The 21,054-nt window shown below is 44.0% G+C and carries 14 protein-coding genes; 8 read left to right on the top strand and 6 right to left on the bottom strand.

The window, feature by feature from the left end:
- Window positions 1-157: 157 nt before the first annotated feature.
- The 4 genes from KOE27_RS00470 to KOE27_RS00455 all read left to right on the top strand — a co-directional run bounded on the left by KOE27_RS00470 (window position 158) and on the right by KOE27_RS00455 (window position 5,550).
- Complete coding sequence (locus tag KOE27_RS00470; RefSeq protein ID WP_215236917.1) at window positions 158-781, top strand: HupE/UreJ family protein; 624 nt, start codon at window positions 158-160, stop codon at window positions 779-781.
- A 92-nt stretch (window positions 782-873) separates the two neighbouring features.
- Entirely contained in the window at window positions 874-3,249 is a 2,376-nt protein-coding gene (locus KOE27_RS00465; protein WP_215236916.1) for a M1 family metallopeptidase, read from the top strand.
- Window positions 3,250-3,419: 170 nt separating this feature from the next.
- Window positions 3,420-4,583 (top strand): ATP-binding protein, encoded by a 1,164-nt coding sequence (locus KOE27_RS00460; RefSeq protein WP_229252571.1) that lies wholly within the window; start codon window positions 3,420-3,422, stop codon window positions 4,581-4,583.
- 13 nt (window positions 4,584-4,596) lie between these two features.
- Window positions 4,597-5,550 carry a D-2-hydroxyacid dehydrogenase gene (locus KOE27_RS00455; protein WP_215236915.1) on the top strand — a complete coding sequence of 318 codons (954 nt, stop codon included), beginning with the start codon at window positions 4,597-4,599 and terminating at the stop codon, window positions 5,548-5,550.
- Between the two features lie 51 nt (window positions 5,551-5,601).
- Here KOE27_RS00455 and KOE27_RS00450 read toward each other — a convergent pair whose 3' ends face one another.
- Window positions 5,602-7,773: a glycosyltransferase family 39 protein gene (locus tag KOE27_RS00450; protein WP_215236914.1), complete on the bottom strand. Its 2,172-nt coding sequence runs from the start codon at window positions 7,771-7,773 to the stop codon at window positions 5,602-5,604.
- 238 nt (window positions 7,774-8,011) lie between these two features.
- Window positions 8,012-8,302 (bottom strand): helix-turn-helix transcriptional regulator, encoded by a 291-nt coding sequence (locus KOE27_RS00445; protein ID WP_215236913.1) that lies wholly within the window; start codon window positions 8,300-8,302, stop codon window positions 8,012-8,014.
- A 200-nt stretch (window positions 8,303-8,502) separates the two neighbouring features.
- Here KOE27_RS00445 and KOE27_RS00440 point away from each other — a divergent pair, with 200 nt between their 5' ends.
- Entirely contained in the window at window positions 8,503-11,601 is a 3,099-nt protein-coding gene (locus KOE27_RS00440; RefSeq protein WP_215236912.1) for an immunoglobulin domain-containing protein, read from the top strand.
- A gap of 423 nt (window positions 11,602-12,024) precedes the next feature.
- Here KOE27_RS00440 and KOE27_RS00435 read toward each other — a convergent pair whose 3' ends face one another.
- Window positions 12,025-12,720 carry an MBL fold metallo-hydrolase gene (locus KOE27_RS00435; protein ID WP_215236911.1) on the bottom strand — a complete coding sequence of 232 codons (696 nt, stop codon included), beginning with the start codon at window positions 12,718-12,720 and terminating at the stop codon, window positions 12,025-12,027.
- A 210-nt stretch (window positions 12,721-12,930) separates the two neighbouring features.
- Here KOE27_RS00435 and KOE27_RS00430 point away from each other — a divergent pair, with 210 nt between their 5' ends.
- Entirely contained in the window at window positions 12,931-13,908 is a 978-nt protein-coding gene (locus tag KOE27_RS00430; protein ID WP_229252570.1) for a 3-keto-disaccharide hydrolase, read from the top strand.
- 93 nt (window positions 13,909-14,001) lie between these two features.
- Here the strand turns inward: KOE27_RS00430 and KOE27_RS00425 are convergent, their stop codons facing one another.
- The 3 genes from KOE27_RS00425 to KOE27_RS00415 all read right to left on the bottom strand — a co-directional run bounded on the left by KOE27_RS00425 (window position 14,002) and on the right by KOE27_RS00415 (window position 15,855).
- A complete protein-coding gene (locus KOE27_RS00425; protein ID WP_215236910.1) occupies window positions 14,002-14,559 on the bottom strand; it encodes a dihydrofolate reductase family protein in 558 nt (185 codons plus the stop codon).
- 137 nt (window positions 14,560-14,696) lie between these two features.
- Window positions 14,697-15,371, bottom strand: coding sequence for a hypothetical protein (locus KOE27_RS00420; RefSeq protein WP_215236909.1), 675 nt, complete (start codon window positions 15,369-15,371; stop codon window positions 14,697-14,699).
- Window positions 15,372-15,489: 118 nt separating this feature from the next.
- On the bottom strand, window positions 15,490-15,855 hold the full coding sequence (locus tag KOE27_RS00415) for a hypothetical protein (RefSeq protein ID WP_215236908.1): 366 nt from the start codon (window positions 15,853-15,855) through the stop codon (window positions 15,490-15,492).
- Window positions 15,856-16,199: 344 nt separating this feature from the next.
- On the opposite strand from KOE27_RS00415, the gene KOE27_RS00410 reads away from it, so the two are divergent.
- Both KOE27_RS00410 and KOE27_RS00405 read left to right on the top strand, forming a co-directional pair.
- Window positions 16,200-17,417, top strand: a complete 1,218-nt coding sequence (locus KOE27_RS00410) for an SGNH/GDSL hydrolase family protein (protein WP_215236907.1) — start codon at window positions 16,200-16,202, stop codon at window positions 17,415-17,417.
- Between the two features lie 110 nt (window positions 17,418-17,527).
- Window positions 17,528-21,001: a PVC-type heme-binding CxxCH protein gene (locus KOE27_RS00405; protein ID WP_229252569.1), complete on the top strand. Its 3,474-nt coding sequence runs from the start codon at window positions 17,528-17,530 to the stop codon at window positions 20,999-21,001.
- Window positions 21,002-21,054: the final 53 nt, after the last annotated feature.

Genomic DNA, 21,054 nt, shown 5'->3' with positions numbered 1-21,054 from the left:
AAAGGCCGGGGGCAACTGCTTCCGGTCTTTTTTTGGTATCGAGGTACCCTGGTTCAACATACGAATTGCTTTACTGCCCTGAATGAAATATATTAGGAGTTCGATTTTTTGCTTTGACAACTAATTTTCATCCTGCAACCCACTTATAATAATTTTAATGTCAGAATTTCAAGCATATCTCCTCTTAGGCTTTGATCACATCACCGATTCCAACGGTTATGACCATATTCTCTTTATCATTGCGCTTTGCACAATTTATACATTAGTGGATGGAAAACGTGTGATTATCCTCGTTACAGCCTTCACCGTGGGACATTCCGTTACACTAGCGCTGGCAACGTCCGGTATGGTAAAGGTTGATCCCGCCCTGATCGAATTCCTGATTCCGGTAACGATATTAATAACCGCCTTCTTTAATTTTTTCTACAAGCCTGCCAAAAACTCTCTTTCAGCAAAAGACAAAACGTTTTCATTCAGGTATCCCGTCGCATTGCTTTTCGGCCTGATACATGGGTTGGGATTTTCCAACTATCTGCAGGCCTTGCTGGGCAAGGAGGCCAGTATTTTCGGCCCCCTCCTGGGATTTAACATAGGTTTGGAATTAGGCCAGCTGGTCATTGTTTTCATTATTCTGGTAATAGCCTTCGTTATGGTTGATTTACTGAAAGTACAAAAGCTTTCCTGGAATCATATCGTTTCGGGGATAGTGGCAGGAATGGCTCTTTCACTTATTTTAAATAATGATTTCTTCCGTAACCTGGTAGGCATGCCAGCGAATTAAATTTGTACGCAGCGTTTCGTCCTGAAGGACGATCAGTAAAGCAGTCGGAAACCAAATATTACCACCAATACATCCATTAACCTCTGAACATTATGAAACAAGTAATTACTTTTTTACTTGCCACACTCTTAACAGTTGGGGCGCAGGCCCAACAGCTCCCCGTTTCTCCTAACTACAAAGCAAATGACCGGTTTGAGCAATTGGGAACGGTTTTGCCCACGCCCAATACTTACCGGACAGCGTCTGGAGCACCGGGGCGGGAATACTGGCAGCAACGTGCCGACTACGATATTAAAGCAGAGCTCGACGACGACAACCGACGGATCACCGGCTCTGAAACGATTACCTATTACAACAATTCGCCCGATGACCTGAAGTACATCTGGCTGCAACTGGATCAGAACCTTTTCAAAAAAGACGGTATAGGAGCAAGATCCCGCACCGGAACCGTTAATGGCAGAGGCATGAGCCCTGAGCAGATCGAGGAACTCAGCAATGCCCGTGGGGCCACGCTGGACCCTGGCATACAATACGGTTACGAAATAAAGTCGGTAAAAGACAAAACCGGCAAAGCCTTGCCCTATACCATCAACGGTACCATGATGCGGATTGACCTGCCGCTGGTCATGAAACCTAACACCAACTATGCATTTTCGGTTGACTGGGCTTACAATATTACCGAGTACTATGGCCGCAGCGGGTATGAATATTTCCCCAAGGATGGTAACGCAGCCTATTTCATTGCACACTGGTTCCCACGCCTGGCGCCCTATGACGACGTCAACGGCTGGAACCACAAACAGTTCCTGGGCCAGGGAGAGTTTGCTTTGATTTTCGGGAATTACAAAGTGGCTATCACTGTCCCCGCCGACCATGTGGTGGCAGCCAGCGGAGAATGCCAGAATTACGCTCAGGTATTAACATCCGTTCAAAAGCAACGTCTCAAACAAGCCGAAACCACAAAAACCCCTGTACTGATCGTCACCCAGGAAGAAGCTATAAAAGCTGAAAAAAGAGAGAACAAAAAGCCTGGAACAAAAACCTGGATTTACAAGGCTGACAATGTACGTGATTTTGCATTTGCCAGCAGCCGGAAATTCATCTGGGATGCTATGCAAAGCGATGTTTATAAAAACGGTCGGAAAATCTGGTGTATGTCCATCTACCCGAAAGAAGGCAACCCGCTTTGGGAGCAATACTCCACCAGAGCCGTGGAACATACACTGAAATCGTATGGCAACCGTACGTTTGAATACCCCTATCCCGTGGCAATATCCTGCCACGCGGTTGCGGGGGGCGGTATGGAATACCCCATGATCAGCTTCAACGGTGGCCGTCCCGAAGAAGATGGTACCTATAGCGAGGGGGTTAAATACGGCATGATCGGTGTGATTATCCATGAAGTCGGGCACAACTTCTTCCCGATGATCGTCAATTCCGACGAGCGCCAGTGGGCCTGGATGGACGAAGGACTTAATACCTTTTGCCAATATCTGGCAGAGAAAGAATGGGATTACAACTTTCCCTCGCGCCGCGGTGAACCCAACCAGATTACAGAATATATGTCATCCGACAAATCCATGCTTTCTCCCATTATGACCTCCGCTGAGAACGTCATAGGGCTGGGCCCCAATGCATACGCCAAACCTGCTACGGCACTGAATATTTTACGGGAAACGGTCATGGGCAGAGCACTTTTTGACCATGCCTTCAAAGAATATTCCACGCGCTGGCGCTTTAAAAGCCCCACTCCGGCAGATTTTTTCCGGACCATGGAAGACGCATCCGGTGTGGATCTTGACTGGTTCTGGAAAGGGTGGTTTTACGGCACCGAACCCGCAGACCAGGACCTGGTGAGCGTAGACTGGTTCAGTATTGACACCAAAAACCCGGAAATTGAAAAGGAGCTTGCAAGAAAAGAGGCTGCAAGAAAAAAGAATACCATCAGCAAAATGAACGATCTTCCAAGCAAAGGAGAAACAGTGGTGGCCAGGGATTCCACCATGGCTGATTTTTATAACCGCTACGACCCCTACAAAGTTACCGCGGCTGATCGCCAGGCTTACGAGCAATACCTCTCTACCCTGAGTGAAAATGAAAAAGAGCTCGTGAAGAAGAATACCAATTTCTATACCCTTTCTGTAAAAAACAAGGGTGGGCTGGTCATGCCTGTCATCATTAAAATGGAATTCGAGGACGGTACCGACTCCGTGGCAACCTTCCCCGCCGAGATCTGGCGGTTCAACGATGCCGGTGTTTCCAAAGTGATCTCTACCAACAAGAAAGTCGTACAATGGACGCTTGACCCTTATCAGCAGATAGCGGATATTGATACTGAAAACAACTCTTTTCCAAGGATTCCGAAACCAACACGCTTCCAGATATTCAGGCAGCAGGAATTACGGAAAGCTCCTAATCCTATGCAGATGGAAGGAGCAGGAAAGGTGGGCACTGCACCTAAGAATTAGAAAGAAAGGAGGAGGACAAGGATGCCTAACCCAAATTAAATACCAATTATTTAAAGGAATCTTGCCATTGCGAGGTTCCTTTTTTTATACATTTTCAAAATTAAATCTATGCAATTTCAAAATTAAAGCTATGCAATTTCAAAATTATATATCTTTACATAAAGATGTTAATGATGAGCTTTCTACAAAGACAACTGGCACTGGCAATTAACGAGCAGAAAGACAAGTTCCCGGTAATCGCCGTAACGGGACCTCGTCAGTCAGGAAAGACCACCCTTCTGAAGAACATTTTTAAGGATTACACTTATATCTCACTGGAAAATCCTAATAACAAATCCTTTGCGCAGGACGATCCCGTAGGTTTTTTAAAAAGATATGATGACAAGATCATTCTTGACGAAGCACAACAAGCTCCGCTGCTCTTCTCATACATCCAGACGATCGTCGATGAAAGCAAAAAAATGGGACAATTTATCCTATCAGGATCCCAGAATTTCCAACTCTTAAATAATATTACACAAAGCCTCGCCGGTCGGGTAGCGCTGTTTAAACTGCTGCCATTTGATTTTGAAGAAATGAAATCCGGGAACTTACTACCGGATAATTTTGCCCAGGCATGTATCAACGGATTCTACCCAGCTATTTTTGATCGAAACATAGAACCCCGAATATTTTATTTTAATTATCTGCAGACTTATGTCCAAAGAGATGTTACTGAGCTGATCAATATCCGCGACACCAGGCAGTTCCGGTCATTTCTGTCACTATGCGCTGCCAGAGTAGGACAACTATTGAATCTGAACGCGTTGGCAAATGAATGCGGCATTTCTCAGCCAACTGCTAAGGCCTGGCTATCTATTTTGGAAACCAGTTACATCATTTTCCAACTCCAGCCATTTTACCAAAATTTCAACAAAAGAGTAGTTAAAAGCCCTAAACTTTATTTTTATGACACTGGTCTGTTGTGCTACATTCTGGGTATAAGATATACGAGCTCTTTCGACGATAGCCCCTTACGGGGAAATATTTTCGAAAATTTGGTTGTCGCGGAATACTATAAAAAGAACGAGCATCTGTACCTTCACCGAGACTATTGGTTCTGGAGAGATTCCAACGGACATGAGATTGATCTGATGACTCACAATGGAAATTCATTTGATATTTTTGAAATAAAATCAACGCAAACAATCACGCCTGCCCAGTTTAAAGGAATGGATTTCTTTGAAAGTATCGCAAAATCACAAATCAGCAACAAAACGCTCATTTACGGTGGAAAAGACAATCAGGAGCGCACAAATTATACCGTATTAGGCTGGTCAAATATAAATTCATAACCGAATAATCATCATGAATATCGTAATACTGGACGGTTATACCCTCAACCCTGGCGACCAGGACTGGGCGCCCCTGCGGAGTCTGGGAAATCTGACTGTATATGACCGCTCCGCTCAAAATGAAATTGTTGAAAGAGCGAAGGACGCGGAGATTTTACTGGTTAACAAGGTCGTACTGAATGAAAACACGCTGAGCCAGCTACCGCACCTGAAATACATTGGTGTAATGGCAACCGGTTATAACAATATAGATACCAAAGCAACGGCCGCAAAAGGTATCATAGTTACCAATGTGAAAGCCTATGGCCCCGCTTCGGTAGCGCAGCACACCTTTGGCTTATTGCTTGGCTTGGCCAATCATCTTGAGCTGCACAGCCAAAGTGTACACCAAGGCGACTGGGTTGCCTCGGAAGATTTTTGTTACTGGAAAACGCCCTTGGTGGAACTTGCCGGTAAAACTTTCGGGCTGGTGGGGCTGGGAGATATCGGGACCAAAGTAGCTGACATTGCCAGAGCCATGGGCATGAAAGTGATTGCCTATCGCAGAAACCCCGAAAAAACGGTTGGGAATACGATCGAAATGGTAGGCTTGGAAGAGCTCTTCCGGCAAAGTGATGTGATCAGCCTGCATTGCCCGCTGACCGAAGAAACACGTGAACTCATCAATACGGAACGCCTCTCCTGGATGAAACCCACAGCATATCTGCTCAATACCGGGAGGGGTCCACTCATTAATGAACAGGATCTGGCTGACGCCCTCCAAAATGGAGTAATCGCTGGTGCGGGTCTGGATGTATTGTCCGTAGAGCCGCCCAAGCCCGACAATCCTTTGTTAACTGCTCCCAACTGCATCATCACACCACATATTGCGTGGGCGTCTTTTGAAGCACGTCAAAGATTGCTCCAGATGGTGGCCGACAACCTCAGCGCTTTTCAGCATGGAAAACCGGTGAATGTGGTATCCTGACCAATATTCAAAGAGTTTAGCCCTTCAACTGCTTTGAGGACTGACTGCTTTTCAAAGAGAAATGATATCCGCCACCTTCCATTTAAGTTTTGCAAAGTAAAAACCTTTGGAGGAATAAACTGTATCAATCAGGTTCTTTTTATAATAGTGTTTCAGAAGACCAGGATCATCTCCAAAAATATACCGATATTCAAATTTCTGGTTCGCATTTGAAAGCTCAGAATACTTTGGCCGATACCCAATATATTTCATTTGGCCAAATTGATACTTGTCCCCTTGGATCATCGCCCAATAGTGATAATATCCATTGCCGGCCTTAAACAATATCCCGATATTTTCTTGCACACTTTTCATTCGTGGTATTAAATCCCTGCACTTTTCATAGTCGTTCGGATGATTAAAAAAATAGAGCTTCGTTTTATCAGATGTAAATACAGTTTCATATTTTTCCTCGTCAAAATAACCCACTTTATCAAGTATTTCAAACACCACGTCCTGATCTTTCCTCGGGATGATATTTTGCAACTGGAAGCATTTGTTTTTATTCAAAGTAGCAGAATAAAACTTCGTCAATTTACGCACTACCGTAAGCTCCTGCCTTTTATTTTGAGGACAAACAGCTATTGGAGTATAGCTTAAAAATTTCTTGGAATAATAACGCAATGGTACAAGTGGTTTACTCGGATTTGCCAAAACAAACACTGTCGAAAACAATATAAGTGCAAAAGAAAGGTAAACCGTCCACTTACCCAGAAAACGATCTAATACAACAGCAGAGATAATACATCCCATCAGAAAGAAAGGCATCTGAGTCCGTGAACTCCAGAGTTGAAATATCATCAGTGAACTAAATATTGCAAAACCTGCGCAGGCACATAATGCGAAGTAATTAAGGCGGGTTTTTCCCTTAATAAAAAACAAACCCACCAATGAAAAAAAAAGTATCGTCTGATGGATGGTATTTGGAACCATGTCCTCATGCAAAACAAATCTTACTAAAAATGTATCTGCCCCATCAGGATTAAGATTTACACCCAGCATTTTGTGCAATTTCTCTACCAAGCTCTCCATAAACAGATTATAAGAATTGGATGGCAACCCAATATGAAGCCCCACATTCTTAACCATTCCTGAAATTGTATTCTTAAATGAAAATTCCTTCACCGTCAAATTTTCAGCTTCCAGTCCGGTTTCTTTCACCGGGCTAAGAACGTCTCCAAAAAAATCATAATTCCTAAACATAAATGGCATAAAAACGAAGAACAGCATCGCTGCAAATATCCCAAAGATTTTTACCGAGCCAATAAAGCCTCGTAGTTGTAAAAACCGCAACCCAAAATATACGCAAAATGGCAGCGAATACATAAAAATTGTGTACTTGGAGAATGAGCCAAACGCCAAAGAAAGTGCCATGAAAATGATCGTATCTCCTTCTGGATAGTCCAGAGCTTCATAGCCAAAGTAGAGAAATGTGATAAAAAAGAAAGATGCAACATAATCTACCTGAACGGAGGTACTTTCCAGAATTGCTATCGGCAGCGTCACCAGCATCACCGATGAAAGAATTTGCACACTGCTTGTACCACCCAGCCTTTTAGTAACCAAGCTACACGCCACAATACTTCCAATACTTGCAAGAAATTGAACCGTACCGGCAAAGACATCGGACTCCGAAAGTAGAAATGTGTGCATCACAATATATTCCGCGAATACATTGTGATAAAGTTGCTGATTGTGCCGTGTGGGATAGTGATTTATGTTGTGGTTTCCCAGCCACTCAATTATTCTATTGAGATGATAGCTATGGGCATCGAAGTTATTAGGAGGAACAATTACTGACAGGATCATCAACGGAATAATATAAAGTAGTATTGCCGTATATATGAGCCACTTATCCGCATATCTAATATTTTTCCAGAATTGCATAATTAACCGTACTGCCTGACCTTTACGCAAAGGATACGTTTGATAAAATTCATATAATACCACAATTTCTAATATAACCAAAATACTCCAAAACAATCTGGTATTAATTATGGTTAAACCGTCAAACAAAGACAGTATCTCATTAAACAAAAATATAATTAATGAATGAGCTAAAAGAGAGATTAAAAATGATCTTCTTAAAAAACCTATGACTCCCATTTTCTTGTAGATACTTTGTTCATATTGAACAATAATGGCAATAAGTAATATAGATATTGGTAAAATAAAAAAGAACATATATTAATGATAAAAGAAGATTGATATTTGACTAAAAGATAACTATTATATGTTTAATGAAAATTATACCCTTAAAAATCATCAACTAAAGATTATATACTATAATTATTTGCAGCGATATATAAGTTCATCTTCAACTATAACTATTCCGTAATTATATCACCAAAGTGGTTGATAATATGAATTTATTTAAGATAATATATTTTATCGTATTTAAATATGAATTAAAAACTAATATTTAAATACTTAACAGTTGTCTATATATTTGTTCCAACATATCTCTATTATATAAGCAATAAAAAAATAACTTATTTCTTCCCTTTAACTTCAGCTTACCAGCTATCTTACACCTATAATTGTCCACGCTTTTTGGTTCAACACAGATTATAGTTGCAATATCAGAAGTTCCTAATCCTCTGGATAGCAATACAACTACTTCCCATTCACGTTTTGTAAGTCTCAGCAGCTGCGCTAAATCTTGCCATGAATTGTTATTATCAAGAAATGTAAGTAAAGAATTTTCAGACATATAGACCGTGTGTATCTGTTACTATAAATAGCGGGAATGTTCTGCAATTTATAAAAATTTACAATACTCATATTGTAAAACAAATACCTCAATAATTGAGGCACAAACACCCTCAAAATACAGGTAAAAAATCTACACATCAATCGTCAATTCAATGCTAATTTTGCTAGCATAATATTTCATTTATTAATATTTCATTTATGTCAACAAGAATTATCTACCATAAGAAATCTATTCTGCTGATTCTGGGCATTTTTTTGAGTTCAATTTCTCAATCGTCAGCAATTAGAAAGCTTGATGGGAAATTGGATTTAGACCCTGTTATTTTTAAAATTGAGGCGAGTAAGTTACAGGTTGTATTGAATGAAGAGTTTGAGATTAAAATAACCGCGACACGTCGCCCAAACTGGGATTTTAGACTAGGGAATAGTACATTGACATCTGAATTTTATATCAAAGTTACTTTTCCAGAAGGATTTATACAGACTGGCGGTAACTATTCCGATTATATATCTGACGGTTTTCAACACGGAAAGTCACACGTGGTTTTTAAAATTAAAGGAAAATTTACGACCACAATTCAGGATCCGACATTTATCTTGCTCCGCGGCACAAAGCAATCCATTGAAACAGGAAGGTATCTTTTATACAAGGGGCAGATAAAAGTTAGGTTAATTAGTAAAACGGAAGGTATTAAAATATCTCAAAGTAAGCTGGCCATATCATCCTTTACCGGCTGTACTCCCAATAAAGTACGCCTAATTTTCCGTTTGCCTGGTGAGTGCTGTATGGAAAGATTAATAGGAGCTAAAATACAAGGCTCTAATAATGGTACGGATTGGTCAGATTTATACACCTTTGATAAGAACGGTACTGGAACATTGCAGGAATTTACATCCCCGAATTTTACATCCTATACTTCACTAAGATTTGTGGCCAGTAATTCAGGCTGGGGTGAAATTGCTGAGCTGGAATTTTACAATGGTAGTACAAGACTTGTCGGAACACCTTTTGGGCAAGGAAATTATATACTAGCGTTTGACGGAGCAAGCGGAACTAAATGGGAAGGAACATCTGCTGGCTCTTCCAATATCATTGGACTTAACATTACAGGATGTGGGGATTTGATATGCGTACCCCCTGCTACACCAACAATAAGCATATCGAATGGAACAACTGTATGTTCGGCCACTAACCAGCAGGTTACATTATCAGCATCAGGTACGAATGGGACTGTAAGGTGGTTCAGATCCGGAACCCAAGTAGGAACAGGACCTACATTAGTAACCAGTGACCCCGGAACATATACTGCCACATGTGAATCCTCCAATGCTTGTGTCAGTGAGGCTTCAAATGCCTTAACAGTATCACAAACCGGCGGTTGCAGTGTAACTCCGGGCACCTTGCTGGGAACTTATACTCAAACTGTGGGAGACAGAACATATACGTATAACCGTACACCAGAATTTGAAATTCAATTTGGGCTATCTAACCTCTCAGATATAACACCAAACTTGGATCAATCCGGTGCGATTCATAAATTAAACGGAAGTAATGTTTTTTATGCCATTGGTAATTATCCTCTAGAAAATAGCACGGGCACTCCACAAATGTTCCAAAATATTTATCTCCAAGATGGTATATATACAATTGCACAATATGTCTGTCAAGCAAATAAAGTCCCTGATTTTAATACCTTTAAGACTCATTTTGAGGGCTGGAATGGCCAGGGAGTTAATGCAGACAATTGTCGTTACAGCAAAATATTTCTTTCCATAAAGTCTAGTTCTCCCCAAGGTAATACAACTGTACCAAGCTGGCTTGTAGTCACCCGGCAATTAACTTGGCCAAAAAATGCAACGACAAAAAATTGGCGTGATTACAAAAAGTTTCACGCGATTGGTGGAGCAAACAGAAATGCAAATAAAGGAGTCTATCACACTGGCGGTGTTAACACCTATTTCAGTGGTACCACAATCGAACCAAATAGTTGGCGAACAGATCGATTAGCACCAAATGCGGTTGACAACGGAAATCCTTATGCGACTCCACCTACTGATTCGGAATTATACTCACTGGGGCAAAGCGCTGCTATCCTTCATGGAAATAATATTAATGCTATCTATAGTGAGGAGTATGAAGAAAACACGCAAGGCCATGGTGGAGATATTAATTTCAGATCAGTTAATCAGAATAAAGGCTTTTATGATCAAATCCGTCAGGCAACTGGAGAAACTGATGCACAAAAAATGGGTGCATTCGGTGGTTATGGTGGCGATGACTATGGGGATTATAACGTTTTTGGGAGTGGATTAGACAAGCCTTATAATAGATTTGTCGAATCCTTAACAAACCACCTCTACGATCATTACCATCCAGCAAGTGATACTTGGTTTGGCACGGCAAATTACTATGCTTCGGGTGCCATAAATTACCGTAATCTAAACCATAAGCTTTACTATTACAATAAAATTTATCAAACACCCTACAATCTGATTTATCTTAATGAGAGGATTAAGCTTGGTACAAAGTCATATCAAGGACAAGATAGAGAACGGAATATTGTCCTATTTACAAGTCCTCTAACTGAAAGCTTTGTAGCCGATTTCACGAGTGGTATTGCTAGACGTAATAATATAGAAATTGCTGATACCGGCGAATTAATCCCATTTCCAAACGGAGAAATGATTAGTAAGAGCAACTCTCAGCCACCTGCACCTTGGGATCAAATGTTTACCGACTGCCTGTGGGCAACAATAATTAATGGTGGAGTACTAAATTGGGATGCAGGAAGCGTCTACGGAGGAAACGCAGCAAAATTTCATTTTTGGGGTGATGGACTGGCCGCTCTATGGAAGCCAACAGGAAGCACCAACTTTTCTCAATATTCAAGCAATCAAAATGGTGCTCCAGTTAATGATTCTGAAGGCTTATCTCACAGGCTTTCTAGTACTCCTATTGACGCTCAGCTAGCAGCTATGGAGGTTGCTTGGTCAATTAGGGACAAAATTCAAACTATTAAACATATTGCCTATACATCTACTCGAGGAAACTTTATACCAATACCGGGTTCATCTGGACTACTCCTTAATGGATTTGGACCTATCAACAACAATCAGTTTAATATCTATAATATATATAATCAGAAAAAAGGCATTGCACTTGAAACATCTGGTTCCGCTGGCGGTCTTATTATATACTATAACGGGTTCTTGTCCCCGCATTTGTATGAAGATGTAACAGTGAAGAATCATACATTTAGGGCTTATGGACGCTCAACTGTCATTATCAACGATTGAAGTTCAGCGAGGTTGTTCTAAAAAGTTGCACACATTTTAGAACATCATGATGCTGGTAGGGAATTCAGAAATGCCGTAGGACTAGAAAGAGTTACAATGCTGATTTGAGCAGGAACTGACGAGGATATTGGCTTCTGGGGAAGTGGGTCAAGAAAATTTCGGAGCCGTTTGGAATTGCTGGAGACTGTAACACGATCCTCAACTCTGAAAGAAATTAGTAGAAGAAAACGCTTCCAACTAATCGCGTAGGCCATGAAGTTGAGCAAGCTTCGAGAAATATTTCTACTGCGAACTCTTCTTTCCAGTTCTAGTTGATCCGATTCTGAAATCGTATACGGTATGACCTTTCTTGACATACCATAAGGATAACAAATATTTTTAATATTAATATATGTTATTTATGCAATTAGACACTAGTACAACTTATGACATCTTCTTATAAAAAGCCCGAAGCGCTTTATCCGCATCTTTCATCAATGGATTTCCATGACCGAATAAAGCTTTGTCGAAATGAAAGGCAGCTGCCTTCCCAATACTGTCGATGGCTACGTTCACATCCTCGTTGATGGTACTGAGGGCCAGCCCAAAGAAATTGGCGCATATATCTCCGGCAATCAGCACTCCTTCATTTTTAACAAGCAGTGATATATGACCCGCGCAGTGCCCGGGCGTATGAATAACCTCTATTCCGCCTGCAACATCAATGATATCTCCGTCCGTTAACTTCTCTTCAACCAGGAAAGGATCCACAACAGCCTTGGTGGGTCTTATAAAAAGGTTAAAAATCAGCCAATTGCCTATACCCGGCGTAAGGATCCTGGCAGCCCTTCCGGCAATTCCCTGTTCCAGCATAAGGGCATCTTCCTGATGAGCAAATACCGGTATACCCAGCCTGCTTTTAATATCCGCGGCACTTGCCGAGTGGTCCGGGTGAGCATGCGTCAGGATGATCCGTTTGATATCCTTAGGATTCCTTCCGCCTTTTTTAACACCTGCAAAAATCTTGTCGGTAAAGTTTGCAAATCCGGTATCAATCAGTGTCAGGCCATCGTCATCGATTAAAAAAACATTGACGCCCCCCAGGCTGATCTGGAATACTTTGGCGGTGATCTGTTTCATATTTTGCTTGAAAAGAGTTGTGGTTCGGATGGGTAAGCTGCGGCCTCGGAGTTACCTTGCAGCGCATCGCGACCGTTTCCTGAAAATAATGAATTGTTGGGCATCATTTCCAAATAAAGTCAGATATACTTTCCCCTTTTTGTTTTTTGATCGGCTTTCAAACGTTATTTGAATATTATGGGTAAATTGGCTCGCTTAAAATAAAAATATATGCCTGATATATCTCTGACAAATCCAAATCGTATGCTCCGGCATTCTCTAGTAGCTGCCATGACGTTGCTGCTGACCATCGTTACTACCCTATCTCATAGCAATCCGCTGACAATACTTGCAACCCCGATCGAAGGACGGTGGGACATAACGGTAGACGTTGCCGGGAAGCGCCTGCCCTCCTGGCTAGAGGTACGCCATTCCGGATATCATACGCTGGTTGGCCAGTTTACGGGCTTTTCAGGAAGCGCACGCCCCATCTCAGAAGTTCATTTTAAAGAAGGAAAATTACATTTTGCCATACCTCCCCAGTGGGAAAAAGGCGACAAGGAGCTTATTCTTGAAGGGATCTTAGAGGGTGAAAAACTATCGGGCAACCTCACCACTCCCGACGGAAAAACTTACAGTTGGACAGGGGTTCGCGCACCGTCATTGCGGAGGAGTACTCCACCCGTATGGGGTAAGCCTATCTCACTCAGCGGTGGGAGTAGTATCAAAGGATGGCATGCATCGGGAGACAATCAGTGGGTTGCCGAAAATGGTATCCTGCGTAGCCCGAAATCCGGAGCCAACCTGATTACAGACCAAAAGTTCAGTGACTTTAAACTGCATATCGAATTCCGCATCCCGAAAGGCAGTAACAGCGGGGTATACCTGCGGGGCCGTTATGAAACACAGATCACCGACGGTTACGGAATGGAACCGGCGCTTGACCAGCTTGGTGCCATCTACGGATTCATAAGCCCGAGCGAAATGGCAGCCAAAGAAGCTGGCGAATGGCAGTCATTTGATATCACGCTGGTGGGCAGAATGATCACCCTTGTTCTGAATGGAAAAACGGTGATCAGCAACCAGGAAATTCCTGGAATTACCGGTGGAGCATTGGACAGCAATGAAGGAGAACCCGGCCCGCTGTACATCCAGGGAGACCACGGACCTGTGGAATACCGTAACATTGTTATCACGCCAGCCAGGTAATCTGGTTAAAATAAAAAAAATCGTATGCTCCGGAAATGCGGTCGCATGCGATTTTTTTTATTCGTCTGATGCCGGATATCCTTTGTCGTAACTCTAAACAGGCTTATAACAGAGCAAAACCGCTCCGCTTTTGAATTGCCTCACCGAGGAAAGGCTGAGGTTGAGTGTATTTCCTATGCCACTGAACAGGGGAGTACCTTCTCCAATGGCCACCGGATTGATCATGATCTGAAATTCGTCAATCAGTCCATGTTCCGCAAACTGAGACACAATACTTCCGCTGCCCAGTATGGTCATGTCCTTGCCTGGCTGCTGCTTCAATCGTTTTATCTCCCCGATGATATCCCCGCTCACCACCCTGGTGTTGTTCCATTCTGCTTTTTCCAAAGTTTGCGAAAAGACAATTTTTTCTGCGCGGTTCATCCCTTCCGCAACCATGGGGTCATTTTCCATAGCCATAGACGTGGGCCAGTAACCTGCCATCATTTCATAGGTAGTACGCCCGAAAAGCAAAATCCCATCCTCCTTCATACTGTCGGAAGCATACTCACTTTCTTCCTCATCGCCATGCGGATTCCAGCTGATATCTTCATCCGGCCCCTTGTAATACCCATTGAGGGTAATAAAGTTAAATACTGTCAATCTTCTCATGCGGTTTTTATTAAATGTTTGATTTACAAATTTGTATATCAATTTAAAATAGTGAATCCGGACATGCGGAAAGCGATTTTTTGGTATTTATTCCGCCATGGGATTTTCCCAACAAACATTTATTCTAAGAGGGCATGTTAATTTCTAGCCACTCCCCGTCCCCTTTCCTTTAAAAACTTGTAACTGCGGTGCGAAGCCAGAGATACGTCGAGTTTCTCAAATAACCCTTTGTCCTTAAATGCGTACCAGTTGTTTTTGAGAAGATATAAACTCACATAAGATGCCGGATTATTCAGGATAAAATCTCCCGTTTTTTTAAGCAGATTACGATGCTCCGTAATTTTCCTGTCAAGCCAGTAAGCCAGGCTGTCGGTCTGATTTTGTTTGCGGGCGCGGGTCTCTCCGGCAGTAAAGGCATTGTACAGGTTGTCGTACGGCCTCTGGATTTCATTCTGGTAGGCCTCCCAGGCCGGGTTACTTTTCGAATGCGTCACCACAGACTTCGACAGATCCGTTGTATCCAGCTGGATTTTTGTATCTGGTTCAAGGAAAAAAAATAAGGAGCCGTGGGTCTGCGAAACATGGAGCTGGTAAAGGTCCGGTACCTGATCTGCCCCTATTTCAAGCTCTACAGTACCGGTTGTAAGCTTCACAGAATGCACCATGGCAGCAAATCCCTTTTCACGTGTGAGCAGTACGGCCTTCCGCCCCTTGATCTCCCCCGGACCGGATATCTGAATTTTTATCTTTTGAGAGAACGCCGGTACGGCTGTCAGTAAAACAATCAAAAATAATACGGGGTATTTTTTCATTTTCAACGGAATACCGGTCATTACTTCCCGTGTGAGTGGTTCCCTTCTGCTATCCTATCGGTGCTTGCAGCTGTGTCAGATTTCAATTTACTATTGCTACCTCAGAAATATTGGTGTATTAAATCGTTTTCAGTTCCGGATCATAAAATTTTCTCCATATCTCCGCGACCTCGTCAAGACTTTCGGGAGGTTCCGATAAATAGGCCTGAATTTTCAACAGATTTTCAGATTTACACCCTTTGTGCGCATTTTTTACCAGACTCACCAGCAGATCGTCAATTTCCGTCGGATCTTCCTGCCACTTTTTACTGTATTTGGTAAACCAGTCCTCATTCAGAAAAACGTAGCCGTCGTATTTGTAAGCGTCCGAAACGCCATATTTGTCGATCACGACCGGCTCTGTCGGTTTTTCTTCATCCAGCTCCTTGTCACTGAACCGCTCCCGGCCGTCGCCTATTAATGCAATAAATCTGTTGGTTGCCATACATTCAGGTATTTATATGTTTTTGTCAAACACTTGTCATTCAACAAATATATAAATACCATACATATTTCGGGAGCATTTAAAAAGGACAAGTATTGATTCCTTGCCGAACAATTTCACCAGATTACCATTTGCAAGAACCGACGACCCTTATATTCTTATACGAATGACAAATTCCTCTGCAATTCATATCTTTTGCCTGTTTGGTAAGACTTATTATCCGGAAAAACTTATTTATCATTAATCAGCAGCACCGTGAAGTTCGGGTCAAACGAAGTTTTATATTTGCGACCGAGAATAGCGGAGTAATCCCTGTCTCCCTAAACCTATTTAAATGAAAATGCATGAGAAAGATTCGGTTTTTAGCCTTTACGGGCTATTTCTTAGTATTGTTGCTTGCTATAAACAGTGAAGCTGCCAGGGCACAAGCCAAGCCTTTTGACTTTAAAAACGGCGACCGGGTTGTTTTCCTTGGTAATTCGCTTTTCGAGAATGATTTCCAGTTTGGTTACCTGGAACTGGCGCTAACCACACGGTTCCCCGACCGCGACCTCACTTTCCGTAACCTGGGCTGGACCGGAGACAATGTATGGGGTGAAGCCCGCAGCACTTTCACCAACCCGCCTACCCCTTATGAGCACCTCATGCAGGACATCACCCAGGCACAGCCCAAGGTGGTGATACTCGGCTACGGTGGTGTAGAGGCTCAGGAAGGCGAAGCCGGACTTCCGCGTTTCAGGGAAGGTCTCAACAAACTGCTGGATAAAATAGACGCGCTCGGTGCGAGAGCTATACTGTTGTCGCCGATTCCGGTGATGACCAGTGACACCTCGGTAAACCTGTCCAAACGCAATGCGGACCTTGAGCTTTACGCGAAGGCCATTGCCCAAACGGCCGCAGACCGTGGCAAACTGTTTATCGATATTTATAAACCTATCCTTGACATCAGCAAAAAAACTGCAATTATAGAAAATGGCGTACACCTGAATGAAACGGGATATTATTATCTGGCCAGAGCCATTGAAAATGGCTTGGGCCTGCCCGCTGCCGGAGAAGTTACGACGATAACAGTATCCAAAAAGGGCGCTGAAATATCCGCTGGTGGTAAAATTCTGGAAGGGGATATGTCCCACCTGAAATTTAAAGTACATGAAAGCTATCTGCCGCTTCCTTTGCCGGCCGAAGGCTTGGGAATAACAGAGCATGCACGGATACTTAAAATTACAGGTTTGAAAAAAGGCTTTTACACCCTTGCAGCAGACAATAGCGTAGTTATCACTGCCTCAGCACAAGACTGGGAAAAAGGTGTGAAGATCAGCCAGGGCCCTTCTTTTGAACAGGCTGCCAGGTTGCGGGCAATGATATTGAAAAAGAACGACCTGCATTTTTTCCAGTACCGCCCACTCAACCAAACCTACATCCTGGGATTCCGCTCTTACGAGCAGGGCCGTCACGTGAAAGGACTGGAAGAGCAAAATATCCTGATCAAATGGCTGGAAGGGCAGATCGCTCTGCAGCGTGGCGTGAAGGACCACCTATATCAGCTTACTGCATTGAAATGATCCGGCAGCTGGCAGCCCTGTGCTTCCGGCAAAAGGTATATTCCGCAAACATTAGTAACAAGTTAAACCGCAACAGCTGACCGCCCTGACAGCCAGCAGCTACAAAAGATATGAAAACATTAAAATTCAAAAGGTTGTTTTACAGTACCCTGGTCATTCCCATGGTACTGCTGATTACCTCCTCCGTGAACCAGGATAACCGGAAAGAAGATCCGGACCCGGACGCACAGAAGGAACTGGCGTCTTTTAAAATTGCGGATGGTTTCGAGGTAAGCCTCTGGGCCCAGGAACCTCTGGTAGCAAAACCGATCCAGATGAACTGGGATGCCGACGGCCGGTTGTGGGTAGTAAGCAGCACAGCCTATCCCCATCTTAAAACAGGGGAAGAAGCAAACGATAAAATTTTCGTAATTGAAGATACCGACGGTGACGGCAAAGCCGACAAAACTACCATTTTTGCCGAAGGACTGCTGACGCCCACCGGTATCCTGCCCGGAGACGGCGGGGTGTATGTAGCCAATTCCACAGAAATACTGCACTTTGCAGATACCGACGGGGATGGTAAAGCCGATAAAAAACGACGGATACTCAATGGTTTTGGAACCGGAGACACGCACCACCTGATCCATACCTTCCGCTGGGGGCCGGAAGGGCATCTTTACTTCAACCAGTCGATCTACATCTACAGTCACGTAGAAACGCCTCAGGGTATCAAACGACTTGAGGGGGGTGGTGTATGGCAGCTCAATCCGCAAACACTGGATATGGAGGTTTATGCCAGAGGGCTTGTCAACCCCTGGGGACTCCAGTTTGACCGCTGGGGACAATCCTTCCTGACCGACGGTGCTGGCGGCGAAGGTATCAATTATGGATTCCCGGGAGCCACATTTGTGACAGCTCCGGGCGCCGAGCGGATCATCCGGGGCTTAAATCCAGGGCAACCCAAGCATAGCGGGCTGGATGTAGTATCGGGCAGGCATTTACCCGAATCCTGGAAAGGCAGTGTGATTACCAATGATTTCCGCGCCAACCGTATCAACCGTTTTAAGCTTGAAGAACAGGGCAGCGGATATGCATCCCGGCAAACGGAAGACCTGATGTGGACGGACAACGTAGCCTTCCGCCCGGTAGATATCAATGTTGGGCCAGATGGTGCCATCTATGTGGCCGACTGGTATAACCCGATCATCCAGCATGGTGAAGTGGATTTTCATGATCCCCGCCGCGACCAGGAACATGGCCGTATCTGGCGTATTACAGCCAAAGGACGCCCGCTGGTTAAAGTTCCCAAATTAAGCAAGGCTTCTGTAAACGAACTGCTTGAATCCTTAAAGTTGCCGGAAGACTGGACCCGTGCACAGGCCCGTCAGGTATTGAAAGAACGGGGGGCAAAAGAGGTGATTCCGGCTCTGAAAAACTGGGTAAGTAATCTGGATAAAAAAGATAAGGAATACGAACACCATCTGCTGGAAGCCGTATGGGTGTATCAGGCGCTCAACGTCGTAAACGAACCGCTTTTACTTAGCCTCTTGAATGCACAAAGCCATAATGCAAGGGCGGCGGGGCTTCGCGCACTGGAATTCTGGCATGCCCGCATAACAGATGTACCATCTCTTCTTGCCAAAGCGGTAACTGACAAACATCCTCAGGTACGCCTTGAAGCCGTGATTGCACTGCGTAAATTAAAAACCGCCCAGGCTGCACGCACCGCGTTGTCGGTACTGGACCAACAGATGGACGAATTCCTGGATTTTGCGCTCTGGCAAACCATCCGTGAGCTGGAACCATTCTGGATGGCACGTCTGAAAACCGACCCTGACTTCTTCGGTAATGCTGGAAAAACAGCTTTTGCTCTGAAATCATCCGGCAATCCGGAAGCGATCAGTCAGCTGGTGCAGCTTTACCGGAAAGGACAGGTACCGGAAATTTATCAAAAAGACGCACTCGCTGCGATTGCTAAACTAGGTAAACAGTCGGACTTAAACCTGCTGCTGGATATGGCCGTTGCTGGCGGGGATAAAAATACAGCGGCCCAATTAGGAGCACTGGAAACCGCTGCGCGCCAGCGAAACGTAATGCCCGACAGAGATTTAAAACGTATTTCAGGCTTTATCAATAATGACGACGAGGCCATTGCCACGGCTGCCATCAAACTGATCGGCCTGTGGAAGCTTCCCGAAATGAACGGAACGCTGGTAAGCCTGGCCCAAAAAGGAGATAAGAATATTAAAAAAGCTGCTTTATCTGCGATGGCTTCGATGGATAAGGATCAGGCCGTGAAGCAACTGACCGATCTGACAACTGTAAAAAATTCCCCTGAACTACGCCAGCTGGCAGCAGCACAACTGGTGATGGTAAATGTATCCGAAGCGGCCCGCATTGCACCGGATCTTTTCAAAGCACTGCCCGAAGCGAATGCTACCGAACTTTTTCAATCGTTTTTAACGGTAAGGCCGGGAGCTCAAGCATTAGCTGATGCGCTTCTGTCCAAGAAAATTCCTGAAAATATAGCGAAGGCGGGTCGGCAGATCGTGCAACGCCAGTATTCTCAGAACCGGCAGAAAGACACGGATGTAAAATTACTGAAACAGGCGCTGGAAGCCTCAGGTGGCATACTTCCTGCTGAAACAATGCCTCAGGAACTGAATAATGAGCAAATCGCCAGCCTTGCAAAAACGGTTGTGGCTACTGCAGATGCTGAACGGGGCGAAACCGTATTCCGCAAAGCTTCGCTGAGCTGCCTCACCTGCCACGCCATCGGAGGTGCAGGAGGCCGCATCGGTCCAGACCTTAGCAGCCTTGGAACAAGCTCTCCTGTTGAAACCATTATCCGCTCCATACTGTACCCGACTGCCTCTATCAAAGAAGGTTTTGAATTACAGCGTGTTGTAAAAAAGGATGGCAGTGAAATGCTGGGATACCTGGTAAGCAACGGCACTACCGAACTGATCATGCGGGATGTTACGGGCAACGAAACCGCAATTCCCAAAAGCCAGATCACCGTGGTAGAGAAAACACCCGGGTCGCTCATGCCTCCCGGACTAACGGCCAGCCTGGACAAGGAAGATTTTATTAACCTGGTTGGTTTCCTCTCCAAACTGGGCGAGTCAGGGAAATTCAGGGTACCTAACGCAAGGTTTGTAAGACGCTGGAGTACAGCGGAAACAAGCAAGGAACTTACCGGTAAAGTCCAGGCTGAAGGTCCTGCCTACATTCTGAAAGACAAAACCAAAACGGTTTTCCAGCCAGCATACAGCAGAGTTTCTGGCGAGCTCCCTCTTGCAGAACTGCCTGTGACGGAAATCACTGGAAACAAACGTTACAGCTTCATCCGTTTCGAAGTAGAGGTACTTACAAAAGGGAATGTCACGCTGGCATTCAACGAAACAGCTGGTATAACGGCCTGGGCAGGCGGCAAGCCACTCAAACTTTCCGGACAGAGTGCCACCGCAGAGCTTTCTCAAGGTGTTCAGCAGATTACCCTGGCGGTTGACCGCAATATTTTCAAGGATAAAACCCTGACAGTGCAGTTACCTGAAGCTGAGACAGGTGCTGCTCAGACCCGGCTTATCATGGGAAAATAAGTATATAAATATGAAAAAAATAACTCAAAAGAGACCGTTTAGCCGGTCTCTTT

This window comes from Dyadobacter sp. CECT 9275 (assembly GCF_907164905.1).
Lineage (GTDB): Bacteria > Bacteroidota > Bacteroidia > Cytophagales > Spirosomataceae > Dyadobacter > Dyadobacter helix.
Note: the sequence above shows the minus strand (reverse complement) of the source record. Positions and strands in the feature narration are given on the sequence as shown.